Below are 26,051 nucleotides of genomic sequence, written 5' to 3' on the forward strand. Positions count from 1 at the left end.
ACGAGCGAGCGACACGCGCGCGATCAAGAAGGAAGAGGGTCAGGTCATGACAGAGACCGTCGGTAGCCCGGCCGGCGCATCGGGGGAGTCGGCAGCAGGTGCCCGCGAGGGCATCCGGGTGCAGCGCGTCTACACCACGGAGGGGGTGCATCCCTACGACGAGGTCAAGTGGGAGCGCCGCGATGTGGTGATGACCAACTGGCGGGACGGGTCGGTCAACTTCGAACAGCGCGGGGTCGAGTTCCCCGACTTCTGGTCGCTGAACGCCGTCAACATCGTCACCAGCAAGTACTTCCGCGGCGCGGTGGGCAGCGACGAGCGGGAGAGCAGCCTCCGGCAGCTCATCGACCGCGTCGTGCTGACCTACGTCGCGGCGGGCGTCGAGCACGGTTACTTCGCGACCGACGCCGACGCCGAGATCTTCGAGCACGAGCTGACCTGGATGCTCATGCACCAGGTGTTCAGCTTCAACTCGCCGGTGTGGTTCAACGTCGGCACCAACTCCCGCCAGCAGGTGTCGGCCTGCTTCATCCTGTCCGTCGACGACACGATGGAGTCGATCCTCGACTGGTACAAGGAAGAGGGCCTGATCTTCAAGGGCGGTTCGGGCGCGGGCCTGAACCTGTCCCGCATCCGCTCCTCGCGGGAGCTGCTGTCCTCCGGCGGCACCGCGTCCGGCCCGGTGTCGTTCATGCGCGGCGCGGACGCGTCCGCGGGCACCATCAAGTCCGGCGGTGCGACCCGCCGCGCGGCGAAGATGGTGGTCCTGGACGTCGACCACCCGGACATCGAGGAGTTCATCGAGACCAAGTCGCGCGAGGAGCACAAGATCCGCGCGCTGCGCGACGCCGGTTTCGACATGGACCTCGGCGGCGCGGACTCCAACTCGGTGCAGTACCAGAACGCCAACAACTCGGTGCGCGTCTCCGACGAGTTCATGCGCGCGGTGGAGAGCGATGGCCGGTTCGGCCTGCGGGCCCGGATGACCGGCGAGGTGCTGGACACGGTGCAGGCCCGCGACCTGTTCCGCAAGATGGCGAAGGCCGCCTGGGACTGCGCGGACCCGGGCATCCAGTACGACGACACGATCAACGACTGGCACACTTCGCCGGAGACGGGCCGGATCACCGCGTCCAACCCGTGCTCGGAGTACATGCACCTGGACAACTCCAGCTGCAACCTGGCCTCGCTGAACCTGCTGAAGTTCCTGCGCGATGACCTGACCTTCGACGCCGAGCTGTTCGAGAAGGCCGTCGAGTTCGTCATCACCGCGATGGACATCTCGATCTGCTTCGCGGACTTCCCGACCGAGGCGATCGGCGACACCACCCGCAAGTTCCGGCAGCTGGGCATCGGCTACGCCAACCTGGGCGCGCTGCTGATGGCGACCGGCCACGCCTACGACTCCGACGGCGGCCGCGCGCTGGCGGCGGCGATCACCTCGCTGATGACCGGCACCGCGTACAAGCGGTCGGCGGAGCTGGCCGGCGTGGTCGGCCCGTACGAGGGTTACGCCCGCAACGCCGAGGCCCACCAGCGCGTGATGCGCAAGCACGCGGCGGCCAACGACCTGGTCCGCACCTACCACCGCAACGACGCCGCCGTGCACAAGCTGGCGACGAAGGTGTGGCAGGAGGGCCTGGAGGTCGGTGCCCGCAACGGCTGGCGCAACGCGCAGGCCTCCGTGCTGGCCCCGACCGGGACCATCGGCCTGATGATGGACTGCGACACCACCGGCATCGAGCCGGACCTGGCGCTGGTCAAGTTCAAGAAGCTGGTCGGCGGCGGCTCCATGCAGATCGTCAACCAGACGGTGCCGCGCGCGCTGCAGGCGCTGAGCTACCAGGACGAGCAGATCGAGGCCATCGTCGAGTACATCGCCGAGCACGGCCACGTGGTCGACGCGCCGGGCCTGCGGCAGGAGCACTACGAGGTCTTCGACTGCGCGATGGGCGAGCGCTCGATCGCGCCGATGGGCCACGTGCGGATGATGGCCGCGGTGCAGCCGTTCATCTCCGGCGCGATCTCCAAGACGGTGAACATGCCGGAGTCGGCGACCATCGAAGAGGTCGAGCAGCTGTACTTCGAAGGCTGGAAGCTGGGCCTGAAGGCGCTGGCGATCTACCGCGACAACTGCAAGGTCGGCCAGCCGCTGTCGGCGGGCAAGGGCGACAAGGGCGAGTCGGAGAAGGCGGTCGAGAAGCAGATCGAGTACCGCCCGGTCCGCAAGCGCCTGCCGAAGAAGCGCCCGAGCCAGACGGTGTCGTTCACCGTCGGCGGCGCCGAGGGCTACCTGCACGCCGGTTCGTACCCGGACGACGGGCTGGGCGAGATCTTCGTCAAGCTGGGCAAGCAGGGTTCGACGCTGGCCGGTGTCATGGACGCCTTCTCGATGTCGATCTCGGTGGGTCTGCAGTACGGCATCCCGCTGGAGTTCTACGTCTCGAAGTTCCAGAACCTGCGCTTCGAGCCGGCCGGGATGACCGACGACCCGGACATCCGGATGGCCAGCAGCGTGCTGGACTACCTGTTCCGCAGGCTCGCGCTGGACTACCTGCCCTACGAGAAGCGGGCCCAGCTGGGCGTCTTCACCGTCGACGAGCGGGAGGCGCAGGTCAACGGCACCGATGTGGCGCCGGCCGGGCAGGACGCGGCCGTCGAGCTGGACACGATGCGTTCCACTGTGGACTACTCGAAGAAGTCTGCGGAGTCGAAGGCCGAGGAGCAGCGGGCGGGCAGCTCGACCGAGCTGCTGGAGCTGCGCCTGGGCAAGGCCGCGGACGCGCCGCTGTGCATGACCTGCGGCACCAAGATGCGTCCGTCGGGCTCCTGCTACCTCTGCGAGGGCTGCGGTTCGACCTCCGGCTGCAGCTGAGGTCGGGATTCATCGCGAATAGCACAACATCGGGCACCTGAAGCCAAGGCGTGAAGGTGCTGGAAGGGGAGTCGGCCGATTCGGTCGGCTCCCCTTTCGCGTGCGTTGGGACTGGGCTCGACCGGCCGGAACGTGACCGCGAACCTCGCTCTCACACTCGACGGGCGCGCTGCAAAGGTCCGGGCGGGCCAGGCGATTTCGGTGCGATCACCCATAGACGACCACCGAGGTCGCCCGGATACCGCTGGCCGCGGTGGCTGTTCCGCCTCTTCTTGATCAGTCTCGACGGGCTGCAGCGGCCGAACTCAACGCGCCCTGCAGCGCGCCGAGGCACGTCTCCCGCAGTTCTGCGCGGGAGAACGCCTCGTTGGTCAGCCATTCCACGCAGATCGCGCGGACGAACACCAGCCACGCGTGCAGCGCGGCCGATGCGACCTCGCGGCTCAGGCCGCCGAGTTCGGCCGAGTTGAGGATGCGTTGCCGGAGCTGCCCCATCTCGTCGGCGATGATCGCCTGGATCACTGGGTCGCCCGATAGCGTCCGGTTCGCGGCCAGCACGGTCTGCCGGTTGGCGACGAAGTAGTCGATGTGCGCGTCCAGACCCGCCGACACCTGTTCGGCCATCGGGCGGGCGGGATCGACCTTCGCCACCTCCAGCAGTTCGTCGGCCGCGCGCTGGTAGATCGCGGCGAACAGGTCTCGTTTGCTCGCGAAGTAGCGGTACAGGTTGGCCCGGGAAATCCCGGCCAGCTCCGCTACCTCCTCCATCAGCACGTCGTCGTAGGGCCGCGTCGCGAACAGTTGCGCGCCGATTTCGAGCAGCTCGCCGCGGCGCTGATCCGGTGGCAGTCGTCGTCGTGCTCCCATGCCGGAAACACTAATTGACGCATGTCTCGTACGGGTCGTACGCTCTTCTCGTTACGAGACACGTGTCTAGTAAGGCGGGTGTGATGACCGGTACCGAAACAGCGAGCGGTAGGGCGACGGCGATCGCCGTCCCCGGCGATGTCAGATCGCGCGCCTCGTTGCGAAACCCCGACTACCAGGATGCGTTCGCCGTCGAGGCCGGCGAGGAGGTTCGTCGGGACGCCGAATGCTGGATCCGGGAGGTTTTCGAATCGGCCCCGGCGCCCGTCCGCGCCTTCCTCCGGATCGGCTGGTCGATGTTCGGAGCGCAACTCGGCCCGTCGAAATCCCCAGCGCACGTCCTGGGTTGGCAGATCGGCGAGAACCACCCGGAATGGATTCGTCTGGAGGTCTTCTGGAAGATCGGACTGCGGGCGAACCTGGTGTTGCACGCTCAATCGTCCTCGATCGTTCTGGCGACCTTCGTCGAGCACCAGCGCAGGGCCGCTCGAATCCTCTGGCCGACGCTGATTCTCGTCCACCGCTGCACCCTTCGCTATCTGCTTTCCCGTGCCGCGCGGTCCGCCGCCACCCACAAGACCAGCAGCGCGGGCTGAGGAGTCGCTTCAGAAAGCTCCGGGAACGCCATCCGAAGGCGCCCGGTCGCGCGAAATCGGCGCCTGCGCCCAGGCGGTCACGGCCCACGAGCCCATTCTCCAATCACCTCTAGACTGGGGGCGGGTCGTGACTGGCGTTCGGGTGGAGCACCACCGGGGAACGGCCCGGGTCGGCTGATCGTCGGCTCGCAGCCGCGCGCCTGGGTGCCATCGGAAGACCGACGCCCGAGGCGCGAACGTGGCCGAAACCCTTGATGTCCCTCTGATGCCCGGTACCGAATCGGCGCGCGAGATCATGGCTTGCGCCGCCGAGCGCACAGTGCGATTCGAGCAGCAAACGGGCGAAAAGCCTTGCCTGGCGACCGTTCTGGTCGGCGATGACCCGGCATCGGCTACTTACGTGCGGATGAAGCGGAACCGGTGCGCGAAGCTCGGCATCGAGTCGCGGCACGTTCCCCTTCCGGCTTCCACCACGACGGAAGCGTTGGTCGCCGCGATCACCGAGTTGGCCGATGATCCTGCTGTGCACGGGATTCTGCTCCAGCACCCGGTTCCCGGACACATCGACGAGCGCGCGGCGTTCGATGCCATCCCGGTCGGCAAGGACGTCGACGGCGTCGGCTCGTCGTCGTTCGCAGCGATGGCGTTCGGCCGCGACGGCTTCGCCTCGTGCACGCCGGCGGGGATCATGCGTCTCCTCGACGCCTACGGCGTGGATCCGAGTGGCAAGCATGCCGTCGTGATCGGGCGCAGTCCGATCCTGGGGAAGCCGATGGCCATGTTGTTGCTGGCGCGCGATGCCACCGTCACGGTCTGCCATTCGAAGACCGGCGATCTGCCGTCCATCGTGCGGACCGCGGACATCGTCGTTGCCGCGGTGGGCAAGCCGGAGTTCGTGCGGGGCGAATGGCTCAAACCCGGCGCGGTCGTGGTCGATGCGGGTTACAACGAAGGCAACGTCGGGGACGTGGCGTTCGACGAGGCCGGTACCCGGGCGCAACTGCTCACCCCAGTCCCTGGCGGAGTGGGGCCGATGACGATCGCGCTGCTGATGGAGCAGACCGTCGAGGCGGCCTTCCGGCAGGCAGGGCTTCCCTGACGTACCCGGTGGCTTCAGCGAAGGTGCCCGTACCGCTCGTTCAGGTCTTCGGCCGTGTCCGGGCTCTCCTCGCTGTCGGTGTAGCCGGACTCCCACGGCACCGAACAGGGCGAGTTGTGCTCGGGGTCCGGACAGATGACGCGGGTGAGCTCGTCTCGGAGGACGTCCATCTGCGGGCGGGAGGTGAGCAGGCCGACCCGGACCTGGTGGATCCGCCGGGATCCGGGGTCGGCTTCAGGATGCCCGAACCCCCATTGCCGGGGGAGGTCCTCGTAGAACTCGGCTAGCGGCATCGACGCCGAGTTCTCCTTTCGCGCAACGGAGAGCTGGTACGGCACTGCGCGGCCGTCCAGCAGCCGGGTCCATCCTTCGGTGAGCCGCGCTGTGTCTTCTTCGGTCGCGTAGAAGCCGATTTGGATCTCGAAGAGGCGTTCAGGCGGCACGGGTTCTCCAGGACGGGCAGCGGTCGGCGGTGCACTCGACGGTAGCGCGGGGCACGGGGCTACCGCTCGCCATTTGTTCGTTGCCCGGGTTCTCCGCCGGTTGGTGCGGTGAGGCCGAACTTCCGGCGGTACGCAGTGGGCGTGAGGCCGGTCCGGCGACGCATCTGGGCCCGCAGGTTGGCTGCCGTCCCCAACCCGCTCGCTGCGGCCACGCGGTCGAGCCGGAGCTCGCCACGCTCGATCAACCGGCAGGCCAGCGCCACGCGCTCGGAGGTGAGCCACTCCAGCGGCGTGGTCCCCAACTCGTCCTGGAACCTGCGGTGCAGCGTCGCCGGGCTCACCGCGGCTCGCTCGGCCAGGTCGGCCACCGCCATGGGCTGGTCCAAACGTCGCTGTGCCCAGGCCAGCACCGGGCCCAGGGATGCGTCCGGCACGGCCGCGACCGGTCGCTCGATGAACTGCTGCTGACCGCCATCGCGGTGCGCGGCGAAGACAAGTCGGCGGCTCACCGCATTCGCGATCTCGGCGCCGTGGTCGCGGCGGATGAGGTGCAGCCCGAGGTCCAGCGCGGCCGCGCTGCCCGCGGCGGTCAGGACATCGCCGTCGTCCACGTACAGAACATCCGGCTCCAGCCGGACTGCCGGGTAGCGGGCGGCGAACAACTCGGCCCACCGCCAGTGCGTCGTCGCCCGGCGACCGTCGAGAACGCCTGCCGCGGCCAGCGCGAAGGTCCCGGTGCAGAAGCTCACCAACCGGGCCCCCCGCTCGGCGGCCCGCCGGATGGCCTGCAGCACCGCAGGTGCGGGCGTCACCTCGGGATCGGGCCTGTTCGGGACGATCACGGTGTCGGCCGCCTCGACCGTTTCCAGTGTGGCCACCCCGGACATCGTGAACAGCCCGCGGTGCATGCGCACCACCGGCTCGGCCGAGCAAAGCGTGCACTCGTACCACGGCCGGTCCAGCTCGGGGCGGCGCAATCCGAACAGTTCCGTGGCCACGCCGAGCTCGAACGGGTTCGAGCCTTCGTCGACGATCACGGCCACCCGGTGCGAGGATCCTTGCGGCATGTGCAATTCCTAGCACTCCCGCAACGACTCGTCGCCGGAGAGGATCGCGTCGTGAGTGATGAACCGATCGACCTGCAAGCCGCGCTGGGGGCCTTCGATGCCCTGTGGAGCCCCAGGATCGTCACGCAGGTCAACGACTACGACGTCCGGATCGCCAAGGTGGCAGGCGAGTTCGTTTGGCACAGCCATGACAACACCGACGAGTTCTTCCTCGTCCTGGAAGGAGAACTGGGCATCGGGCTGCGCGACGCCAGCGGCGAGCGCGTCGTCACCCTGCCCCGAGGATCGGTCTTCGTCGTCCCCCGCGGCGTCGAGCACCGCCCGTTCTCGACCGGCGGTGCGTCCATCCTGATGTTCGAGCCGACCGGGACGTCGAACGTCGGTGACCGGCACGACCGGATCCCCGACCACATCACGGCGACCACCGGACACGCACTCGCCTGACCGGGAAGCGGGGAGCCGTTCGGTTCCCCGCTCCCACTGGCGATCCAGCGGCGGAGGCCCGGCTGATGCGCCGATTCCGGCGAAGCGGTCCATCGAGTCGTCGCTGCCGCCGGCCGGCGCCGTGTCCCGGTCAGGCGAGCCGACAAGCGGACGTTGGCTCGGGTCAGGCGGCTACCGACCGCAGGCCCTCCCGGTACGTCGGGAACTGCGGTGCCCAGCTCAGCTCGCGCTTGGCTTTGCCGTTGTCCAGCCGGATGTGCGTGCCGACCAGCAGGGAATGCAGGTAGGGGGTGGCGCGCAGCAGCCAGCCGGGAATCCGCCGCGGAGCGGGTGCGCCGGCGGCGGCCGCCACGGCGTCGAGGTAGTCGTCCATGCCGACGGGCTCGTCGTCGACGATGTTGTAGGCCTGGCCGGCGCGGCCGCGTTCGAGCGCGGCGATCGTCGCGGAGGCCGCGTCGGCGATGTGGACGAGGTGCATGGTCCCCGCCGGGCGGGGCACCGGAAGCCGGCGTCGCCGGGCCATGTCCATCATCGAGAGGGTGGATCGCTCCGGTCCGTAGAACAAGCCGTAGCGCAACGCGATGCCGTCGATGCCCGCCGCGCCGAGCACTTGGTCCTCATTGGACCGAAGCGATCGCAGGTGGCGGTCGAACGCACCGCGACCGGGCTGCCCGTACGGGTGTTCCTCGGTGAGGCGGGCCGGGCCGTGGTCGCGCCAGCCGTAGCCGAGGAAGAACGACTGCGTGATGAAACGGGTTGCGCCCAGGCTCCTCGCCGCGCGCAGCAGGTTGCGCGTGCCTTCCTCGCGCAGTGCATCGGTGGCGTAGAGATCGCGGTGGAACGTCGGCGTGCGGGTGATCGCCGTGGCCTGGTGGATCACCGCGTCGGCGGTTCGCCCGTCGAGGGCGGTGAGCAGAGCGTCCGCATCCATCACGTCTGCGACCACGGGTTGGACTCCGGCGGCGCGCAGGCGTTCGGCTCCGCTGGTCGTGCGGGTGAGGCCGAGCACTGTATGGCCTGCGGAGAGAAGCAGGGGGAGTAGCTCGGAGCTGATCGTTGCCGTTGCGCCGGCGAGCACGATTCTCATGTCAGATCTCCGTTCTGGTCGTCGATCGGCGCAGGCTGCGCATCCGGGCCGCGAGCGCGACCGCGGCGATGGCCGAAACGGTGAGCAGGGACCACCCGTCGGACGGGCGGCCGCCGCCCGTGTCGAGCATGTGGTTGATCGCATGCAGGATGTTGGTGACCGCGAAGCCCGCCAGCACGACGGCGAGGACGTCGCCCCACCACAGCGCGGCGAGCATCATCAGACCGATGCCGATCTGGAAGACCCCGGCGTCGTGGAGGAAGTGCTCGTGGTTCGGCCAGTTGGCCCACTGCGCGAAGCTCGCGGGCGCGAAGCGGCACCAGGCGCCGAGGATCATCATCATGACCGCCCCCAGGACGGTGACCGTCGTGATGAAGGCGTGTCGGCGGGTTCTCATCTGCTGCCCTCCCAGGTCGGGCGAAATCCGGCGTTCGTGCAACAGACGAGATCGGCCGGGCGGATGTGACAGGACCGCGTTCGGCCTCTTGTCGAGCGGGCTTGGTGTCGCGCCCGACCAGTATTGGACAGGGTGTTCCAAAAATTGGTAGGGTCGCCACATGGCACGACCGAGGTTGTTCGATGAGGAGCGGGCGCTGGAAGCGGCGATGCGCACCTTCTGGGCGAACGGCTACGAGGCCACCTCCACGCAGGACCTCTGTGAGGCGACCGGTCTCGGGCGCAGCAGCATCTACAACACCTTCAGCAGCAAGCACGACCTGTTCATGCGCGCGCTGACCCGCTACATCAACACGACCTCGGCCGTTCAGCTCGCGATCCTGGAGGATTCCGGGCGATCCGAGGTGAATCGCATCCGCGCGCTGCTAGCCGTGATCGTCGACACCGAGCTGGAGAACCGCCGCGACGGGCGCAGCTTCGGTTGCCTGACGGTCAACTCCACCGTTGAGCTCGCCGGGCGCGATCCGGAGACCGCGAAGCTGCTCGATCGCGACACCGAGGCGCGGCTGGTCGCCTTGCGGGCCGTGATCGAGGCGGGGCAGCGGGATGGCGGGATCGCGTCCGCGCGTGATGCCGGTTCGCTGGCCCGCTTCGTCAACGCGGTGATCGGCGGCATGCGGATCGCCGGGCAGGCCGGGGCCGATCGGGCCGTCCTCGAGTCCATCGCCGAAACCGCCATGGACGCGTTGGCCCGCTGAAATCGCGTTCGTCCACCGCGAGTCCTTTCATGCCCAAGTTTTGAACTGATCAATCTAAAACATGGAGAGCATCATGCCACGCGCCGTCTACATACTCGCCCTCGGCATCTTCGCCATGGTGACCAGCGAATTCGTGGTCGCCGGGCTGATGCCGCAGATGGCTGAGGGACTTTCGGCCACCATCCCGCAGATCGGCTACCTCATCACGGCCTTCGCGGCGGCGATGGCCTTCGGCGGACCGTTCCTGACCGTCGCGCTGCTGAAGATGAGCCCGAAACTCGCGCTGCTGGCCCTGTTCGCGATCTTCCTCGCGGGCAACCTGCTCGCGGCCACCGCCACCGGCTACAGCCTCATGCTGGCGGCCCGCATCGTGACCGGCGTGGCTTCGCAGGCGTTCTTCGGGATCGCCATCTCGCTCAGCGCGCAGCTGACCCGCCCGGAGGTGCGCGGTCGGGCCATCGCGGTCGTGATGAACGGCCTGATGCTCGGCACCTTGCTGGGCATGCCGCTGTCCACATTGGTCGGTGAGCGGTTCGGCTGGCGGGCGGCGTTCTGGGCCATCGCCGCGCTCGCCGTCATCGCCGCGCTGTGCACCGCGCTCGGCGTGCCGAAGCTGGGGCGAGCCGGCGATGAGGGGAACTTCCGGCAGGAGCTCGTCGCGTTCCGCAAGCCGAAGCTGTGGATGGTGCTGACCACCAGCACGCTCATCATCGGCGCTACCTTCGCCGCCTTCAGCTACTTCAACCCGATCCTCACCCAGGTCGCCGGGTTCAGCACCGGGGCCGTCCCGCTGCTGCTCGTCGCCTACGGCGCCGCCACGGTGGTCGGCAACACGATCGTCGGACGCCTCGCCGACCGGTACACGCTCCCGGTCCTGCTCGGCGGGCTGGTCCTGAACGCGGGCTTCCTCGTCGGCTTCGCGCTGCTGGCGCACCTCAGCGTGCCCGCGGTCGTCTTCATGCTCGGCATCGGGCTGGTCGGGGTCACCATGAACCCGGCGATGATCACCCGAGTGCAGCGCACCGGCAACGCCCGGCCGTTGGTCAACACGGTGCACTCGTCCTTCATCACGCTTGGCGTGATCATCGGGTCCTGGATCGGCGGGCTGGTCATCGACGGATTCGGCCTGCGCGCGCCGCTCTGGCTGGGCGCGGCCCTGGCGGCGATCGGCATCGTCACGCTCCTGCCCGACCTCGCCCGTCGGCGGCGGCCTGCGGCGCAACCTGCCCCGGAGCCGAGCCTCGCGAGCCAGTAGCCCGCAGTCGTGAGTGGCGGTGGCCGCCCTGGCGAGCCACTGCCACTCATGCCGTCCGGCTAGACTCCGTGGCGTGATGACACCCGTTCATGCTGCTGTGGTCGGTTAGTTCCGGGCTGCTGCCCCACCGGCCGATCGACGTGCCCGTGCCCCTTGGCCGGGATGTTCGTGCTGATCCAGCGACTCCGCTGTTGCTCGCCGGGTGCCGGGGCGCAAGCCGTCCACTTCTCACCTTTCGCAGGTTGCTGACCTGCGCTCGGCCGCATCAGCAGGAGCGGTTCATGAATCTTCCCCCTAGCAGTGCTGCGCGCCCGCAGCACGTCGTTTCCGAAAGCGGTGCCCTCCGCTGGCTTTCGGCGAACGGTTCCCGCCCACCGGCGCGGATCGTCGACGCGGATGACCGGATGTCCGCGAACGAGGCGCACCGGTTGGTCTCGCGCGGAACGGGCTTGCTGTGGCACGGCGACTTCCACAACGCGCGCCAACTGCTCAGCGCCGTGTCTCGCCGCCTCCAGCGGAGTCGGCGAGGCGGCTCGTCCGCTGCCGAGTCGTTCCGGCTGCATCGACAGCAGCAGGCACGCCGAGCACGCGCGCTGGCGCTGGTTCTGGTGCGGCTCGATCCCGGCCATGCGTTGAACCTGCGGCGCGCGCCGGATGTCCGGACGGCGTGCCAGGAGGCGTACGGTCCGGCGGACACTCCGTACGTGGTCCCGCTGCGGGAGCTGCTCGGCGTGATCGGGGCTTGCGAATGGCGCCGGAAGGGCGTTCCGGTCCCGGCGCTCGGCGCGCGAATCCACCCGCACTACGGCGTTTTCGCCCCCACCAGAAGCGAGTACGTGGACCTGGTCGCTGGAACCCCGATGCCCCCGGTGGAACTCGCCTTCGACATCGGTACCGGGACGGGTGTGCTGGCTGCGGTGCTCGCCCGCCGCGGCGTCGAACGCGTCGTGGCCACGGACACCTCGGCGCGGGCGGTCCGGTGCGCCGAGGACAACGCCGGGCGGCTGGGCCTCGCCGGGCGGATCGAGCCGGTGCAGGTCGACCTGTTCCCGCCCGGGCGCGCGGAACTGGTCGTGTGCAACCCGCCGTGGCTGCCGGCGAAACCCCATTCGCTGCTCGACCACGCCGTTTACGACCCGGGAGGCCGGATGCTCCTGGAATTCCTCGCCGGGGTGCCGGAACACCTGAAACCGGGCGGCGAGGCTTGGCTGATCCTCTCGGATCTCGCCGAACGCCTCGGACTGCGCACCCGAGACGACCTGCTCGCGGCCATCAGCGGGGCCGGGCTCCGCATCGTCGGGAGATCGGAAGCCCGGCCGAACCATCCGAAGGCCGGGGATCCCACCGATCCGCTGCACGCCGCCCGAGCCGCCGAAGTCACGACGTTGTGGCGGCTCGCGCCGGTTGGGGACGACACCATCCGGACGTAGCCTCGGGGCAGTCGTCTTGCCGCACGCGGCTCTGAGCTGGTTGTTCGCCGCAGCTTCGTGCGCTGGCGGGAGCGGCGATCCGGCGCGGACTGCGTCGGTTCCGGCGAGGGTGCTGCGGCCGTGGCACCCTCGCCGGGCGGATGACCTGTCACATCCGGCAGGGCCGCCTCGTCCTACCCGTGACCAGCTCAGGAAGGACGGGTAAATGCAGAAGCCGATCCTGGTGACAGGCGGGACAGGCACGTTGGGCAGGGCAGTGGTGCGGCAGCTGCTCGACGCCGGGCACGAAGTGCGGGTGCTCAGCCGCGGCTCGCGTCCCGCGAACGTCCAGCACGGGTGGGCGACCGGGGATCTGCGCACGGGAGCGGGCATCGATGCGGCGACCTCCGATGTGGACGCGATCGTGCACTGCGCCACCACGTTGGGGCGCAAGGACGTGGCGGCCACCCAATGCCTGATCGATGCCGCGCGCCGCAACGGCGATCCGCACCTGGTCTACATCTCGATCGTCGGCGTGGACCGGGTACCGATCCCGTACTACCGCGCCAAGCTCGAAGCGGAAGAGCGGGTGACGAACTCGGGGCTGCCGTGGACGATCCTGCGGACCACCCAGTTCCACGACCTGATCGCCCGCATCACCTCGGCGCAGCGCCGGTCCCCGGTGGTCGCGACGCTCGCCGGCGTGAACTTCCAGCCCATTGACGTCCGCGACGTCGCGGAGCGCCTGGCCGAGCTCGCGGCCGGATCACCGGCCGGCCGGGTAGCGGACATGGGCGGGCCGGAGGTCCGCAGTCATCGCGACCTGACCCGGGCCTACCTGGATTCGACCGGGCGCCGCCGAATCCTGCTGCCGGTGAGGTTGCCGGTCGCGGCGTTCGACGCATACCGCCGAGGCGGTCACCTCGCCCCGGACAACGCCGTCGGCCGCATCACCTTCGACGACTTCCTGGCCGGGCGGTGACGGTGCGCGCCTGGCTGCGGGCAGGCTTGATCTTCCTGACGTTCGCGCACGTCGCAGTGGGTTCCTGGACGTTGCTCTTCCCGCACTCGTTCTACGGCCGGGTACCGACGGTGGGCGACTACCCGCCGTTCAACGAGCACCTCTTCCGCGATTTCGGCGCGATGAACCTCGCCATGGCCGTGGTGCTCGGCACGGGTGCGGTGCTCCTGGAACGGACACTGGTCTACGTCGCGTTGACGTCGAACCTCGTCTGGGCGGTTCCGCACCTGGTGTTCCACGCCGCGCATCCCTCGCACACCGCGGGGACGTTGCTGGTGGTGGCGCTCGTCGTGACCGCGACGATCCCGGTGGTGCTGCTGGTGCTCACCCGCGGCGCTTTGCCAGCAGGTGAGCGGCGACGGCTGTCGCGCCGGTGACCGCGAACACCGACGGCCAGGCACCGACCTTCTTGGCCAGCGGGTGCGAGCCGGCCAACGCCGCCGTGTAGGTGGCGCCCAGCGCGAGGGCCGGCGCCACCCCGGTCCGGCGGCGGCACACCTCCATCGCGCCCAGGCCAGCGCCCGCGGCGACCACGCCGCCCCAGTGCCGGTGCTTGGTCGCGCGGGCGACCGCGAAGCCGCCGATCAATCCGGCCGAGGTCAACAGGCTGGACGGAATGGACATGCTCGCTCCTCGCGGGTTCGGTTCCGGCTCCCTGCATCGACTCTACTGGGCGGCAAGCGGTGGGTTCTGGCGTAAACCCGCCGGGGGAGTGTTTGACTTCGCGTTCCGCTGTAAGAAAAGTGCTGGTGTCGAAATCCCTTCGGTCCCCGGGAGCCTGCATGCGACGCGTTCGGATGGGTTTGCTGGCGGCGGTTTGCGTCCTGCCGCTCACCGGGATGCCGGCTCTCGCGGGACCACAGCAGGGCCCGGTGTTCCAGGACGGCGAGGCACAACCGGTGTTCGACCCGGCGCAGGCGGTGCGCGAGGACCTGTTCGTCACCGCGCCGGTGGACAGCGATCGCGACGGGCAGGACGACGTCGTGCACGTCCAGGTGGTGCGGCCGGCGGAAACGACGCAGGGCCTGCGAGTGCCGGTCGTCTACCAGGCCAGTCCGTACTTCTCCGGCGGGAACGACGTCCCGAACCACAACGTCGACACCGAGCTGCACGTGCCTGAACAACCGGGCAACCGGACCATCCGCACCGCCGGCGGTGACGAACGCGTCGCTGCGGCAGCCGACATCAGCTGGGCCTACGAGGAATACCTGCTGGCCAGGGGATATGCGGTGGTGTACGGGGAATCGCTGGGCACCGGGCTGTCCACCGGTTGCCCGACCACCGGTGCCGAGAACGAGACGACCGGCGCCAAGTCGGTGGTCGACTGGCTGAACTCCCGCGCACCCGGGCACGACGCTTCCGGCGCGCCGGTCGAGGCGGCCTGGGCGACCGGCAAGGTCGGCATGATGGGCGTCTCCTACAACGGAACTCTGCCGAACGCGGTGGCCAGCACGGGCGTCGAAGGGCTGGAGGCGATCGTGCCGATCGGCGCGATCTCGAACTGGTACGACTACTACCGCTCCGACGGAGCGGTCGTTGCGCCCGGCGGCTACCAGGGCGAGGACGCCGACGTGCTGGCCAAATACGTGCACACCCGGGCGGACCGGGAGCCGTGCCGGACGGTGCTCGACCGGCTCACGGCGGACCAGGACCGGATCACCGGCGACTACAGCCCGTTCTGGGACGAGCGGAACTACCTCGACGAAGTCGACAAGGTCCACGCCGCGGTGCTATCCGTGCACGGGCTCAACGACTGGAACGTCAAGACCCGGCAGGCCGCGCAGTGGTACGCGGCGCTGCGGGAACACGACGTGCCGCACAAGATCTGGTGGCACCAGTCGGGGCACACCGACCCGCTCCGGCTGCGGGAGCAGGAGTGGCTTCGCACGTTGAACCGGTGGTTCACCCGGTACCTGTACGACGTGCCCAACGGCGTCGAGGGCGAGCCGAGGGCCACCGTGCAGCGGGAGGACGGCAGCTGGGCGGACGAGGCCGAGTGGCCTGCGCCGGACGCCCGTGAGGTGACCTTGCGGCCCACCCCTGGTGGCCCCGAGCGGGGCGGGCTCACGGCCGCGCGGGTTCCGGGCCGGGTTTCGGAGGGCCTGCGCGACGACGCGGGCCAGTTGGCGGAAGACCTCGCGGCGGCGCCGAGTTCGCCGAACCGGCTCGCCTACTTCGGCGCCCCGTTGGCGGCTCCGGCCCGGGTCAGCGGCACGGTTCGGGCCGAACTGGCGCTGACCTTCGACCGGCCGGCCGCCAACGTGACGGCGCTGCTGGTGGACCAGGCGCCGGACGGCGCGGTCACGGTGGTCACCCGGGGCTGGGCGGATCCGCAGAACCGGCACGCGATCGACCGGACGTCGCCGATCGAGCCGGGCAAGAACTACTCGATCAACGTGGTGATGCAGCCTGACGACTACGTGTTCGCGCCGGGGCACCGGCTCGGGATCGTCGTGCTGTCCAGCGACCACGACTTCACGTTGCGCCCGAAGCCGGGTGCCGGGCTGGAGCTCGATCTGTCCCGCACTCGGTTCCAGCTGCCGATCGCCGGGTCGGTCGAGTAGGCCGACCGCGACGAAGATTCGCGATTGAGGCGTGAAAACGGAGAGTTAGCGTCGAAGTAGTGATGTGATTGGCCCGTCCGATCGTCACTCCATAGTGGATATATCGGCCTATGGCAGCCGAGTTGTCCACAACGGACGGATCTGTCCACAAATTCCGAAAATGCCCTTTCGCCGAGGCGGGTTCGGCGTCGATCGTTGCGGCATGACAACACGACTCAACGCCACCATCTCGCTGACCGAACCCGCCGACCTGATCGCCGCCGTGCCGCACATGCTCGGGTTCCACCCGGCGCATTCGCTGGTGGTGCTGACCCTGCACGACGTGGCGGAAACGCCGACGTTCGGCGTGACGCTGCGCACCGACCTGCCATGCCCGATGGGTGTTTGCGGCTTCGGTGAACACCTGCTCGACGGCCCATTGGGTCAGCGGCGGATAGAAGCCGTGATCCTGGTCGTCGTCGGGGAGAAAACCAGCACCGCGGCCTGCGGCGACGCCTGCGCCGGGCGGTGCGAAAGCCTCGAACGAGCCACAGTGGATGATCGGGATACCGGTCCGCCGCACGCCGACCTGATCGAAGTGATCCGCGACGCGTTCCACCGCGCCGGGGTCGTGACAGCCCATGCGTTGTGGGTGCCGGAGATCCGAGCCGGTGCCGAGTGGGAGTGCTACGCCGATCCGGGCTGCGCCGGTGTGATCGCCGATCCTCGGGGTTCCGCGGTCGGCGCGGCGCTGGCCGCGGAGGGGGCGGTGACCTTCGGCAGCCGCGATGAGCTGAGGACGCTCGTCGCGCCGGAGTCCGACGAGGTCTTGGCGCGCTGGTCGGCGAAGCTCGACCTGCTGGCCGAGGAACGCGCCGAGGGCTACGACCCGGGGAAGGTCGCCCGCGACGTCCGGATCGTCTTCACGGCCATCGAACGCGTCGGCGCCGGTGCCGCGCTCACCGAGGACGACCTGCTGCGCGTGCTGGTCGCGGTGTCCGACACCAGGGTCCGCGACATCGCCCTGGGCACAGCGCTGGGCGATGCGGCCAGGGCAGCCGAAGAGCTGTGGCTGACCCTGGTCCGCAAGGCCCCCGACCCGGAACTGCCCGAGGTCGCCGCGCTGCTGGCGTTCTCCGCCTACCTGCGGGGCGAAGGGGTGCTGGCCGGCGCCGCATTGGAGCGGATCGAGCAGGCCCAACCCGACCACCGGCTCGGGATCCTGCTGCGGCAGGCCATCGAAGCCGGCATCTCACCGGCCGACCTGGCGGTCATCGCCCGCGACGCCGCCGAAGACGCCCAGATCATGCTCGAAGAGGACGGAGTCTGGTGATGAATCACGACGAGACGAACCGAAGCGAAATGCCTTGGCGGCGTTCAGGATCCCTGGCGCTGCCGGGTGAACTCCCAAGCGTCCCGCACGATCACCTCGAGGTCGGCGCGCCGCGGCGTCCAGCCCAGTTCCTCCCGCGCGCGCTGGCTCGACGCCACCAGCGTCGCCGGGTCACCGGCCCGGCGCGGCGCGACCTTCGCCGGGATCGGGTGGCCGGTCACCTCGCGGCAGGTGTCGATCACCTGCTTGACGGAGAAGCCGGTGCCGTTGCCGAGGTTGTAGATCCGGTGCCGGCCCGGGGCGGCGCTCTCCAGCGCCAGCAGGTGGGCGTCGGCGAGGTCGGTGACGTGGATGTAGTCGCGGACGCAGGTGCCGTCGGCGGTGGGCCAGTCCTCGCCGAAGATCTGCACCTGCTCCCGCTGGCCGAGCGCGACCTGCAGCACGATCGGGATCAGGTGCGTCTCGACCGTGTGCCGCTCGCCGAACGCCCCGTGCGCGCCGGCGACGTTGAAGTACCGCAGGCTGACCGCGCCGATGCCGTGGGCGGCGGCGTAGGACGTGATCGCGTGGTCGATCGCCAGCTTCGTCGCGCCGTAGGTGTTCGTCGGGCGCGTCGCGGTGTCCTCGGTGATCGGCGTGACCTCCGGCTCGCCGTAGGTCGCGGCGGTGGAGGAGAACACCAGCCGCGGCGTGCCGTGCTCGCGCATCGCGTCCAGCAGCCGCAGCGAGGTGACCACGTTGCCCTGCCAGTACTTCTGCGGATCCTGCATGGATTCGCCGACCAGCGACTTCGCCGCGAAGTGCAGCACGCCATCGAACGGCTCCGAGAGCAGCTCGCTCGCCGCCGTCGAGATGTCGGCCTCGACGAACTTGCAGCCGTCCGGGACCGCGTCGGCGTGCCCAGTGGACAGGTCGTCGACCACGACGACCTCGTGGCCGGCTTCCACCAAGCGCGCCGCGCACACGCTTCCGACGTAGCCTGCGCCGCCTGTGACGAGGAGCTTCACCTGCGTACTGCCTTCCGTGGGAGATCTTCTGAGGGCGCCGTCAACCGGCAGGCGGGAGCGGTCGCCCGGTGGTCACCGGTCCCGCCCCGCACCGGCGGAGGGTACCGCTGTGAACAAGCGGGGCGCCGCGAGGTGCTGACCCTCGAAAGCGTCCCGGACGGCGCGCTCGATGCGGTGCCTGTCGTCGACCCGCACCAGCGCGATCGCCGAGCCCCCGAAGCCGCCGCCGATCATCCGGGAGCCCAGTGCACCGGCGGCCAACGCGCTGTCCACCACGAGGTCCAGCTCGGGGCTGGAAACCCGGTAGTCGTCGCGGAGGCTGGCGTGGGAGGCGATCAGCAGCGGGCCGATCTCGGCGTACCGCCCGGCGCGGAGTTCGTCCACAGTGGCCAGCACCCGGTCGTTCTCGGTGACGATGTGCCGGACAAGCGGTCGGAGTTCTTCCGGAAGCTTCGGCAGGGTCGTCGCGAGGTCATCGCCGGGCACGTCGCGAAGTGCTTTGATCCCCAGCAGTTCCGCCGCGCGTTCGCAGCCCTGCCGCCGCTGTCCGTAACCGGACTCGCTGTGCGAGTGCTTCACGCGAGTGTCGATCACCAGCAGCTCCAGGCCGGCGCTTCGGGGATCGAACGGGATCTGCTCGGAGTCGCCGGAGCGGACGTCGTAGAACAGCGCGTGTTCCGCGGTGCAGGCCAGCGACGCGGTCTGGTCGAGCAGGCCGGTCGGCGCCCCGGCGAAGTCGTTCTCCGCACGCTGCACCAAGCGCGCGATCTCGCCCAGGCTCGGGGCGTTCGGCTCGCCAGGCGCCAGCTGCGCGGTGTCGAGCAGCGCCAGCGCCACCGCGCACTCCAGGGCGTGGGAGGACGACAGCCCGGCACCGGTCGGCACCTCGCCGACGATCACCAGGTCGGCGCCGCCGAGCGGGAACCCGGCCTCGCGCAGGGCCCATGCGACGCCGGCCGGGTAGGCGACCCAGCCGGTGGTGGTGCCGGGGCTCAGCTCGTCGATCGACACGACGGGCGCGCGGTGCACTCGTCCGTCGCTGCCGAGAGTGGCGACGGAGAGGAGCCGGTCGGGACGGGGACGGATCGCGACGGCGGTGCGGTGCGGCAGGGCGAAGGGGAGCACGAACCCGTCGTTGTAGTCGGTGTGCTCTCCGATCAGGTTCACCCGCCCAGGGGCGGCCCAGACCGCGCTCGCCGCGCCGCCGTGCTCGTCGGTGAACAACGCCGCCGCGCGGTCCGCCGGATTCACTTGGTGCGCACCATGACCGCGTGCGCGATGCTGACCGACAGCTCGGTGCTGCCGTTCTGGCCGCGGACCTCGATCGGCTTGTTCGGCCCGACCACCGACATGATCTCCACCTCGTTGCCCGGCACGACGCCGACGTCCTTCAGTTCGGTCATCAGGTCGGGGTCGAGCTGGACGTGCTCGGCGATGCGGCGGATGACGGCGCGGCCCCCGCCGTTGCGGGCGATCTCGTCGACCCGCTGCAGGTCGCCGTCGGCCGGCGCCTCGACGTGGTCCACGCCGAGCTCGTCGAGCCCCGGGATCGGGTTGCCGTAGGGCGAGGTCGTGGGACCACCGAGCAGCTTGACGAGCTTGCGCTCGACGGCTTCGCTCATCACGTGCTCCCAGCGGCACGCTTCATTGTGGACGTGCTCCCACTCGAGGCCGATCACGTCGACGAGAAGCCGTTCGGCGAGGCGGTGCTTGCGCATCACGCTGATCGCGCGGGCGCGGCCGGCCTTGGTGAGTTCGAGGTGGCGGTCCTCGGCGACGGTCAGCAGCCCGTCGCGTTCCATGCGGGCGACCGTCTGGCTCACCGTGGGGCCGCTCTGCTCCAACCGTTCGGCGATGCGGGCCCGGAGCGGAACCACGCCCTCTTCTTCGAGGTCGTAGATGGTGCGGAGGTACATCTCAGTGGTATCGATGAGATCGTTCACGTCGGCTCCCCATTCAGTCCCAACCACGATGCTAGTCGCCCCGGGCGACAGCGGTCAGTGGTCCGGGAGTTGACTTCCAGGATTTCCGACAGACCTCGTCGCCGGGCTACGAAAGGGCCGTCATGCATCCTTTGATCAGTACTGATGATCTCATGGCCGCGTTGCGGCGGCAGCCGCCCCCGACGCTCCTCGACGTCCGGTGGTCGCTGCTCGGGCCGCCGGGCCGGGAGGACTACGAAAAGGGGCATCTGCCCGGTGCGGTGTTCGTCGATCTGGACGCCGAGCTTGCGGCCGAACCGGGCCCCGAGGGACGCCATCCGCTGCCAGACCCGGCCGACCTGGAGGCGGTGTTCCGCAGGGCGGGCGTCGACGCCGAGCGCCCGGTGGTCGTCTACGACGCGGACAACGGTTCGGTGGCGGCCCGCGCTTGGTGGCTGCTGCGCTGGGCGGGGCACGAGTCGGTGGCGGTGCTCGACGGCGGCTACGCGGCCTGGGTGGCGGCGGGGCAAACCACGACGACGGACCTGCCGCAGCCCGCGGAGGGCGACTTCCGGGTCCGGCCGGGCTCGATGCCGGTGGTGGATGCGGACGCCGCTGGCCGGCTCGCCAGGGAAGGCACGTTGCTGGACGCCCGTGCGCCGGAGCGCTATCGCGGCGACGTCGAGCCGGTGGATCCGCGGGCCGGGCACATTCCGGGCGCGCTGAACGCGCCGTTCGCGGCGCACGTGGCGGAATCCGGCCGGTGGCGGTCCCCTGCGGAGCTGGCGAAGCACTTCGCCGACCTGGGCGTCGATGCGGCGGGCCCGGTCGGGGCGTACTGCGGGTCGGGCGTGACCGCCTGTTCGGTCCTGCTCGCGCTGGAGCACGCGGGTTTGTCCGGCCGGCAGCGCCCGGCGATGCTGTACGCGGGCTCGTGGTCGAACTGGTCGGCGGACCCGGCGAGGCCGACTGCGACCGGATCGGAGGCCGGATGACAGATCGTTCCGCCGGTGCGCGCGGGTGACTCGGAACACTGTGTTGGTCGACACAGGGCAGGTAGCGTCCGGGGCATGGGTTCTCAGTGCGCGGTCGTGTGGGACGAGTCGGTGCTCGGCTACGACCTGGGTGGGCAACACCCGCTGCATCCGATCAGGCTGGAGCTGACCATGCGGCTGGCCCGTGAGCTCGGGGTGCTCGACGGCGTCGAGACGATCAAGCCCGAACCGGCCACCGACGCGGACCTGGAGCGCGTGCACACCGCCGAATACATGGCGGCGGTGCGCTCGGCGCCGATGGCGGGCTGGGAGGTCGGCCACGGGCTGGGCACCGACGACAACCCGATCTTCGACCGGATGCACGAGGCATCGGCGCTGATCGCGGGCGCCTCGATCCGGGCGGCCGAGCAGATCGTGTCGGGCAAGGCCGACCGGGCGGTCAACATCGCCGGCGGACTGCACCACGCGATGGCCGACCGCGCGGCGGGCTTCTGCGTCTACAACGACTGCTCGGTGGCCATCGCGTGGATGCTGGAGCAGGGCGTGGAGCGCATCGCCTACCTCGACGTCGACGTGCACCACGGGGACGGCGTGCAGGCGTCGTTCTACGACGACCCGCGGGTCATGACCATCTCGTTGCACCAGCACCCGCTGACGCTCTGGCCGGGCACCGGGTTCTCCACGGAGATCGGCTCCGGTGGGGCCGACGGCACCGCCGTGAACATCCCGCTGCCGCCGGGCACGGGTGACGCCGACTGGCGACGGGCCTTCCACGCGGTGGTGCCGTCGGTGCTCGACGCGTTCCGGCCGCAGGTGCTGGTGACGCAGTGCGGCGCGGACGCGCACCGGGAAGACCCGCTGGCGGACCTGTCGATGAGCGTCGACGGGCAGCGTGCGACCTACCAGGACCTGCGGGAACTCGCCGACAGCTACGCGGGCGGCAAGTGGCTGGCGCTGGGCGGCGGTGGCTACTCGCTGTTCCGGGTGGTGCCGCGCGCCTGGACGCACCTGCTGGCGACGCTGCTGGACCGCGACCTCGACCCGGAGACGACCATCCCGGAGGACTGGATCGCGCACACCGTGCGCGTCGCGGACAACGTTCCGCTGCCGACTTCGATGACCGACGGGGCCGACCCGGCCTTCCAGCGGTGGTCGGGGGTCACCGCGTCCGCGGTGGACACCTCGATTCGCGACACCCGGCACGCGGTGTTTCCGTTGCATGGTCTCGACCCGGTCGACAGCCGCGACTGAGGAGTCCGAAGTGGACGGAGTAGTGGAGCAGCAGGAAGCAGCCACCCCGCGGGCGGACTACCCCCGCCGGTGGGAGGCGGACGTGGTGCTGTCCGATGGCGGCACCGTGCACCTGCGGCCGATAACCGAAGCCGATGCCGAGAAGCTGGTGGCCTTCCACGGACGGCTCAGCGACCGGACCAGGTACTACCGCTACTTCGGCCCGTACCCGCGGATGCCCCAGCGCGACGTGGAGCGGTTCACCCGCGTCGACTACGTCGACCGCGTCGCGCTGGTGGCGCTGCTCGGCGACGACATCGTGGCGGTGGGCCGCTACGACAGGCTCGGCGAGCAGCAGTCGGCCGAGGTCGCGTTCGTGGTGCAGGACCAGCACCAGGGGCGCGGCCTGGGATCGATCCTGCTGGAGCACCTGGCCGCCGCGGCGCGGGAACGCGGGCTGCGGCGCTTCGTGGCCGAGGTGCTCGCCGAGAACTCGACCATGGTCCGGGTCTTCCGCGACGCCGGTTACCAGGTGAGCCGGGCCATGGAAGAGGGCGTGGTGCACCTGGAGTTCGACATCGACCCGACAGAGGAGTCGGTGGCCGTGGCCCGCGCCCGCGAGCAGGCGGCCGAGGCCCGCAGCGTGCACAACCTGCTGCGGCCGCGTTCGGTGGCGGTGATCGGGGCGTCCACCGACCACGCCAAGATCGGTCACGCGGTGCTGACCAACCTGCTCACGGCGGACTTCACCGGCCCGGTCTACCCGGTCAACCCGGAGCACCGCTCGGTGCGCGGCGTGCGCGCCTACCCCTCGGTGCTCGACATCCCCGACGAGGTCGACCTGGCGGTGGTGGCGATTCCGGCCGCCGGCGTGACCGGGGTGCTCGACGACTGCCTGGCCAAGGGCGTGAAGGCCCTGGTCATCGTCAGTGCCGGGTTCAGCGAGGCCGGCCCGGACGGCCGCGAGGTGGAACGCGAGATGGTGCGGGCGGCGCGCGTGCACGGCATGCGCGTGGTCGGCCCCAACGCGCTGGGCGTGGTCAACACCGACCCGGAGTTCCGGCTGAACGCGAGCCTGGCGCCGCAGCTGCCCGGCCGCGGCCGCACCGGCTTCTTCTGCCAGTCCGGTGCTCTCGGGGTGGCGATCCTGGCCACCGCGACCGAGCGCGGCCTCGGGCTGTCGACGTTCGTCTCGGCGGGCAACCGCGCCGACGTGTCCGGCAACGACCTGCTGCAGTACTGGCAGACCGACCCGGCCACCGATGTCGTGCTGCTGTACCTCGAGTCCTTCGGCAACCCGCGCAAGTTCGGCCGGTTGGCGCGGCGGCTGGCGCGCAGCAAGCCGGTCGTGGTGGTGAAGTCGGGTCGCAACGCGGTGCGTCCCGGCTTGGCGGCCACGTCGGTGCAGATCGACGAGACCAGCGTGCAGGCGTTGTTCGAGCAGTCCGGCGTCATCCGGGTCGAGTCGGTTGCGCAGATGTTCGACACCGCGTTGCTGCTGGCGCACCAGCCGTTGCCACAGGGCGACCGGGTCGCGATCGTGGGCAACTCCTCGGCGCTGGGCATGATCGCCGCCGACGTGGCGCAGGCGCAGCAGCTGGAACTGGCCTGCGACCCGGTCGACGTGGGTGCGTCGGCGGGGCCGGAGGAGTTCGCGGCGGCGGTCCGCGACGCCGCCTTGCGCCCGGACGTCGACGCGTTGGTGACGGTGTTCGCCCCGCCGGTGGCGGTTCCCGGCACCGCGTACGCCCGCGCCTTGCGGGAGGCGTTGCAGGAAGCCGGTGTCGCGCGTTCGAAGCCGGTGGTGACCACGTTCCTGGCCGCCGAAGGCGTACCCGACGAGCTCGTGGTTCCCGGCCCGGACGGATTGACCGGCAAGGGCTCGGTGCCGTCCTACCCGAGCCCGGAGCGGTCGGTGCTGGCGCTCGCGCGGGTCACCAGGTACGCGCAGTGGCGCGCCGCGCCGAAGGGGCATTTCGTGCGGCCGCCGGAGATCGACGAGGACCGGGCGCGGGCGCTGGTCGACGGCTGGCTCGCGGAGGGCATCACCGGCCTCGACGACGCCCGGGCGGTGCGGCTGCTCGGCTGCTACGGCATCGACCTGGTGCCGTTCCGCCTGGTCACCGGCGTCGAAGAGGCCGTCGCGGTGGCGGAGGAGCTGGGCTACCCGGTGGCGCTGAAGTCGGCGAGCGATCAACTGCGGCACCGCAACGATCTGGTGGGGGTCCGGCTCGACCTGGGCAGCGCCCATGCCGTGCGGTCGGCGTACGCCGATATCCGGCAGGTCTCGGGGCTCGACGAGGTCTACGTGCAACGCATGGCGGCCCGGGGCACTTCGTGCGTCATCGACCTGACCGAGGACCCGTCGTTCGGCACCCTGGTGTCGTTCGGCCTTTCCGGGGTGGCCAGCGAATTGCTCGGGGACAAGGCGTACCGCGCGCTGCCGCTGTCCGATGTGGACGTCTCTGCGCTGGTGCGCGCGCCTCGGGCGGCGCCGCTGCTGGCCGGGTACCGGGGTACCGAACCGGCCGATCTCGCGGCGCTGGAGGACCTCGTGCTGCGGGTGGCGACGCTGGCCGAGGACCTGCCGGAGGTTCGAGACCTGGCGTTGCAGCCGGTGCTCGCCTCGCCGACGGGTGCCGTGGTCGCCGGGGCCAGGGTCGGCATCAGGGCGTCGCCGGCGGCGCTGGACGCCGGTCCGCGGCGGCTTCGCTGACCGCTGCGACACGGCACACTGCCCGAAACTGGCTGGTTCCGTTAATCTGGCGGCGTGGACGAGCAGACCGTCGAGAACAACGCCGAGAACGGTTCGGGCGACCGGGCTTCGCTGGTGCTCGGGCAGGTTTCGGCCGGCGCGCACCGGCTGACCGTGCGCGCCACCAAGCAGGACGATCCCGCCAGTCCGGTGGTCGTCCTGCTCCCCGCGATGGGCGTGCCCGCCAGGTACTACCGCCCGTTCGTCGCCGATCTCCACGCCCAGGGCCTGGCGGTGGTGACCTTCGACGTGCGCGGGCAGGGCGAGAGCAAGCCGTCGGCCGCCCGCGGCGTGCGTTTCGGCTACCAGAGCTTGATCGACGACGTGGATGCCGTGCTCGATCTTGTCGACGCTGCTTTCCCGCAGGCGCCGCGTTTCCTCCTCGGGCACAGCCTGGGTGGCCAGATCGCGCTGCTGCACGCGGCATGCCGTCCGGACCGGGTGCAGGGCGTGGCGCTGGTGGCTTCCGGTTCGGTGTGGTTCGGGAGTTTCCCCGGGATGTACAAGCTCCGCACCCTGTTCGGCACGCAGCTGGTGGCGGCCGCGTCGGCGCTGCTCGGCTACTGGCCCGGCCACCGGTTCGGCTTCGGCGGCCGCCAAGCGACCGACCTGATGCAGGACTGGGCGCGGCAGGCCCGCACCGGCCGTTACCGGCTCAACGGCTCGACGACCGAGTACGAGGCGGCGCTGCGGGAAGTCCGGCAGCCGCTGCTGACCGTCAGCGTCGCGGGCGACCGGCTGGCCCCGAAGTCCTCAGTGGACCACCTGGCGGCGAAAGCCGGGCGGGCGCCGCGCACCGACAAGCACTACACCCGGGCGGCGTCCGGCGCGGAGAACCTGGGCCACTTCAACTGGGTGCGCAACGGCGGCGAACTGTCCCGCTGGGTCCGGGACTGGATCGCCGCCGTCGATTCCTCGGTGCACGCCTAGCGAGATCGCGGAAGCCGAT

24 protein-coding genes and 1 riboswitch are annotated in these 26,051 nt (G+C 70.1%); of the genes, 15 read left to right on the forward strand and 9 right to left on the reverse strand.

Translation table 11 applies throughout. The features are described 5' to 3' along the window. The first annotated feature begins 46 nt into the window (after positions 1 to 46). The gene (locus E1288_RS08225) at positions 47 to 2,875 is read left to right on the forward strand and encodes a vitamin B12-dependent ribonucleotide reductase (RefSeq protein ID WP_132482895.1); all 2,829 of its coding nucleotides are present in this window, start codon (positions 47 to 49) and stop codon (positions 2,873 to 2,875) included. 276 nt (positions 2,876 to 3,151) lie between these two features. Here the strand turns inward: E1288_RS08225 and E1288_RS47910 are convergent, their stop codons facing one another. Next, positions 3,152 to 3,742, reverse strand: coding sequence for a TetR/AcrR family transcriptional regulator (locus E1288_RS47910; protein ID WP_207954246.1), 591 nt, complete (start codon positions 3,740 to 3,742; stop codon positions 3,152 to 3,154). Positions 3,743 to 3,756: 14 nt separating this feature from the next. Here E1288_RS47910 and E1288_RS08235 point away from each other — a divergent pair, with 14 nt between their 5' ends. Continuing rightward, complete coding sequence (locus E1288_RS08235) at positions 3,757 to 4,338, forward strand: hypothetical protein (protein ID WP_132482898.1); 582 nt, start codon at positions 3,757 to 3,759, stop codon at positions 4,336 to 4,338. A 117-nt stretch (positions 4,339 to 4,455) separates the two neighbouring features. Continuing rightward, a riboswitch (ZMP/ZTP riboswitch) is annotated at positions 4,456 to 4,551 on the forward strand. 52 nt (positions 4,552 to 4,603) lie between these two features. Further along, positions 4,604 to 5,437: a bifunctional 5,10-methylenetetrahydrofolate dehydrogenase/5,10-methenyltetrahydrofolate cyclohydrolase gene (locus E1288_RS08240; protein ID WP_132482901.1), complete on the forward strand. Its 834-nt coding sequence runs from the start codon at positions 4,604 to 4,606 to the stop codon at positions 5,435 to 5,437. 14 nt (positions 5,438 to 5,451) lie between these two features. Here E1288_RS08240 and E1288_RS08245 read toward each other — a convergent pair whose 3' ends face one another. Then, entirely contained in the window at positions 5,452 to 5,880 is a 429-nt protein-coding gene (locus tag E1288_RS08245; RefSeq protein WP_132482904.1) for a hypothetical protein, read from the reverse strand. Between the two features lie 59 nt (positions 5,881 to 5,939). Further along, positions 5,940 to 6,947, reverse strand: a complete 1,008-nt coding sequence (locus E1288_RS08250) for a helix-turn-helix domain-containing protein (RefSeq protein WP_132482906.1) — start codon at positions 6,945 to 6,947, stop codon at positions 5,940 to 5,942. A gap of 51 nt (positions 6,948 to 6,998) precedes the next feature. Here E1288_RS08250 and E1288_RS08255 point away from each other — a divergent pair, with 51 nt between their 5' ends. Continuing rightward, positions 6,999 to 7,391 (forward strand): cupin domain-containing protein, encoded by a 393-nt coding sequence (locus tag E1288_RS08255; protein ID WP_132482908.1) that lies wholly within the window; start codon positions 6,999 to 7,001, stop codon positions 7,389 to 7,391. Between the two features lie 163 nt (positions 7,392 to 7,554). On the opposite strand, the gene E1288_RS08260 is transcribed toward E1288_RS08255, so the two are convergent. Both E1288_RS08260 and E1288_RS08265 read right to left on the reverse strand, forming a co-directional pair. Further along, entirely contained in the window at positions 7,555 to 8,478 is a 924-nt protein-coding gene (locus E1288_RS08260) for an NAD-dependent epimerase/dehydratase family protein (protein ID WP_132482910.1), read from the reverse strand. Between the two features lies 1 nt (position 8,479). Then, positions 8,480 to 8,875: a hypothetical protein gene (locus E1288_RS08265; RefSeq protein ID WP_132482913.1), complete on the reverse strand. Its 396-nt coding sequence runs from the start codon at positions 8,873 to 8,875 to the stop codon at positions 8,480 to 8,482. A gap of 160 nt (positions 8,876 to 9,035) precedes the next feature. Here E1288_RS08265 and E1288_RS08270 point away from each other — a divergent pair, with 160 nt between their 5' ends. From E1288_RS08270 to E1288_RS08290, 5 genes are all read left to right on the forward strand, one after another. Further along, positions 9,036 to 9,632 carry a TetR/AcrR family transcriptional regulator gene (locus tag E1288_RS08270; protein WP_132482915.1) on the forward strand — a complete coding sequence of 199 codons (597 nt, stop codon included), beginning with the start codon at positions 9,036 to 9,038 and terminating at the stop codon, positions 9,630 to 9,632. Between the two features lie 73 nt (positions 9,633 to 9,705). After that, positions 9,706 to 10,887 carry an MFS transporter gene (locus E1288_RS08275; protein ID WP_132482918.1) on the forward strand — a complete coding sequence of 394 codons (1,182 nt, stop codon included), beginning with the start codon at positions 9,706 to 9,708 and terminating at the stop codon, positions 10,885 to 10,887. Positions 10,888 to 11,168: 281 nt separating this feature from the next. Continuing rightward, positions 11,169 to 12,317, forward strand: coding sequence for a methyltransferase (locus E1288_RS08280; RefSeq protein WP_132482921.1), 1,149 nt, complete (start codon positions 11,169 to 11,171; stop codon positions 12,315 to 12,317). A 205-nt stretch (positions 12,318 to 12,522) separates the two neighbouring features. Continuing rightward, positions 12,523 to 13,278: an SDR family oxidoreductase gene (locus tag E1288_RS08285; protein ID WP_132482923.1), complete on the forward strand. Its 756-nt coding sequence runs from the start codon at positions 12,523 to 12,525 to the stop codon at positions 13,276 to 13,278. Between the two features lie 2 nt (positions 13,279 to 13,280). Beyond that, positions 13,281 to 13,694 carry a hypothetical protein gene (locus E1288_RS08290; RefSeq protein ID WP_132482925.1) on the forward strand — a complete coding sequence of 138 codons (414 nt, stop codon included), beginning with the start codon at positions 13,281 to 13,283 and terminating at the stop codon, positions 13,692 to 13,694. Here E1288_RS08290 and E1288_RS08295 read toward each other — a convergent pair. Continuing rightward, positions 13,642 to 13,941, reverse strand: a complete 300-nt coding sequence (locus tag E1288_RS08295) for a hypothetical protein (RefSeq protein WP_093265065.1) — start codon at positions 13,939 to 13,941, stop codon at positions 13,642 to 13,644. The two genes, E1288_RS08290 and E1288_RS08295, sit on opposite strands and share 53 nt — an antisense overlap. Before the next feature lie 158 nt (positions 13,942 to 14,099). On the opposite strand from E1288_RS08295, the gene E1288_RS08300 reads away from it, so the two are divergent. Then, complete coding sequence (locus tag E1288_RS08300; protein WP_132482928.1) at positions 14,100 to 15,881, forward strand: Xaa-Pro dipeptidyl-peptidase; 1,782 nt, start codon at positions 14,100 to 14,102, stop codon at positions 15,879 to 15,881. Between the two features lie 202 nt (positions 15,882 to 16,083). After that, positions 16,084 to 17,193: a DUF4192 domain-containing protein gene (locus E1288_RS08305; RefSeq protein WP_132482930.1), complete on the forward strand. Its 1,110-nt coding sequence runs from the start codon at positions 16,084 to 16,086 to the stop codon at positions 17,191 to 17,193. 44 nt (positions 17,194 to 17,237) lie between these two features. On the opposite strand, the gene galE is transcribed toward E1288_RS08305, so the two are convergent. The 3 genes from galE to E1288_RS08320 all read right to left on the reverse strand — a co-directional run bounded on the left by galE (position 17,238) and on the right by E1288_RS08320 (position 20,143). Beyond that, positions 17,238 to 18,200, reverse strand: coding sequence for a UDP-glucose 4-epimerase GalE (gene galE / locus E1288_RS08310; protein ID WP_132482932.1), 963 nt, complete (start codon positions 18,198 to 18,200; stop codon positions 17,238 to 17,240). Positions 18,201 to 18,272: 72 nt separating this feature from the next. Then, the gene (galK, locus tag E1288_RS08315) at positions 18,273 to 19,451 is read right to left on the reverse strand and encodes a galactokinase (RefSeq protein ID WP_132482933.1); all 1,179 of its coding nucleotides are present in this window, start codon (positions 19,449 to 19,451) and stop codon (positions 18,273 to 18,275) included. Then, entirely contained in the window at positions 19,448 to 20,143 is a 696-nt protein-coding gene (locus E1288_RS08320; RefSeq protein ID WP_132482934.1) for a metal-dependent transcriptional regulator, read from the reverse strand. Before E1288_RS08320 ends, galK begins: the two co-directional genes overlap by 4 nt. Before the next feature lie 122 nt (positions 20,144 to 20,265). On the opposite strand from E1288_RS08320, the gene E1288_RS08325 reads away from it, so the two are divergent. The 4 genes from E1288_RS08325 (at position 20,266) to E1288_RS08340 (ending at position 26,032) form a co-directional block, all read left to right on the forward strand. Continuing rightward, on the forward strand, positions 20,266 to 21,117 hold the full coding sequence (locus E1288_RS08325; protein ID WP_132482935.1) for a sulfurtransferase: 852 nt from the start codon (positions 20,266 to 20,268) through the stop codon (positions 21,115 to 21,117). 75 nt (positions 21,118 to 21,192) lie between these two features. Further along, positions 21,193 to 22,368, forward strand: a complete 1,176-nt coding sequence (locus E1288_RS08330; protein WP_132482936.1) for an acetoin utilization protein AcuC — start codon at positions 21,193 to 21,195, stop codon at positions 22,366 to 22,368. Beyond that, on the forward strand, positions 22,337 to 25,063 hold the full coding sequence (locus E1288_RS08335) for a bifunctional acetate--CoA ligase family protein/GNAT family N-acetyltransferase (RefSeq protein ID WP_235883421.1): 2,727 nt from the start codon (positions 22,337 to 22,339) through the stop codon (positions 25,061 to 25,063). The genes E1288_RS08330 and E1288_RS08335 overlap by 32 nt, the downstream gene beginning before the upstream one ends. A gap of 54 nt (positions 25,064 to 25,117) precedes the next feature. Then, a complete protein-coding gene (locus E1288_RS08340) occupies positions 25,118 to 26,032 on the forward strand; it encodes an alpha/beta hydrolase family protein (protein WP_132482937.1) in 915 nt (304 codons plus the stop codon). Positions 26,033 to 26,051 lie beyond the last annotated feature (19 nt).

This window comes from Saccharopolyspora elongata, assembly GCF_004348985.1.
Classification (GTDB): domain Bacteria; phylum Actinomycetota; class Actinomycetes; order Mycobacteriales; family Pseudonocardiaceae; genus Saccharopolyspora; species Saccharopolyspora elongata.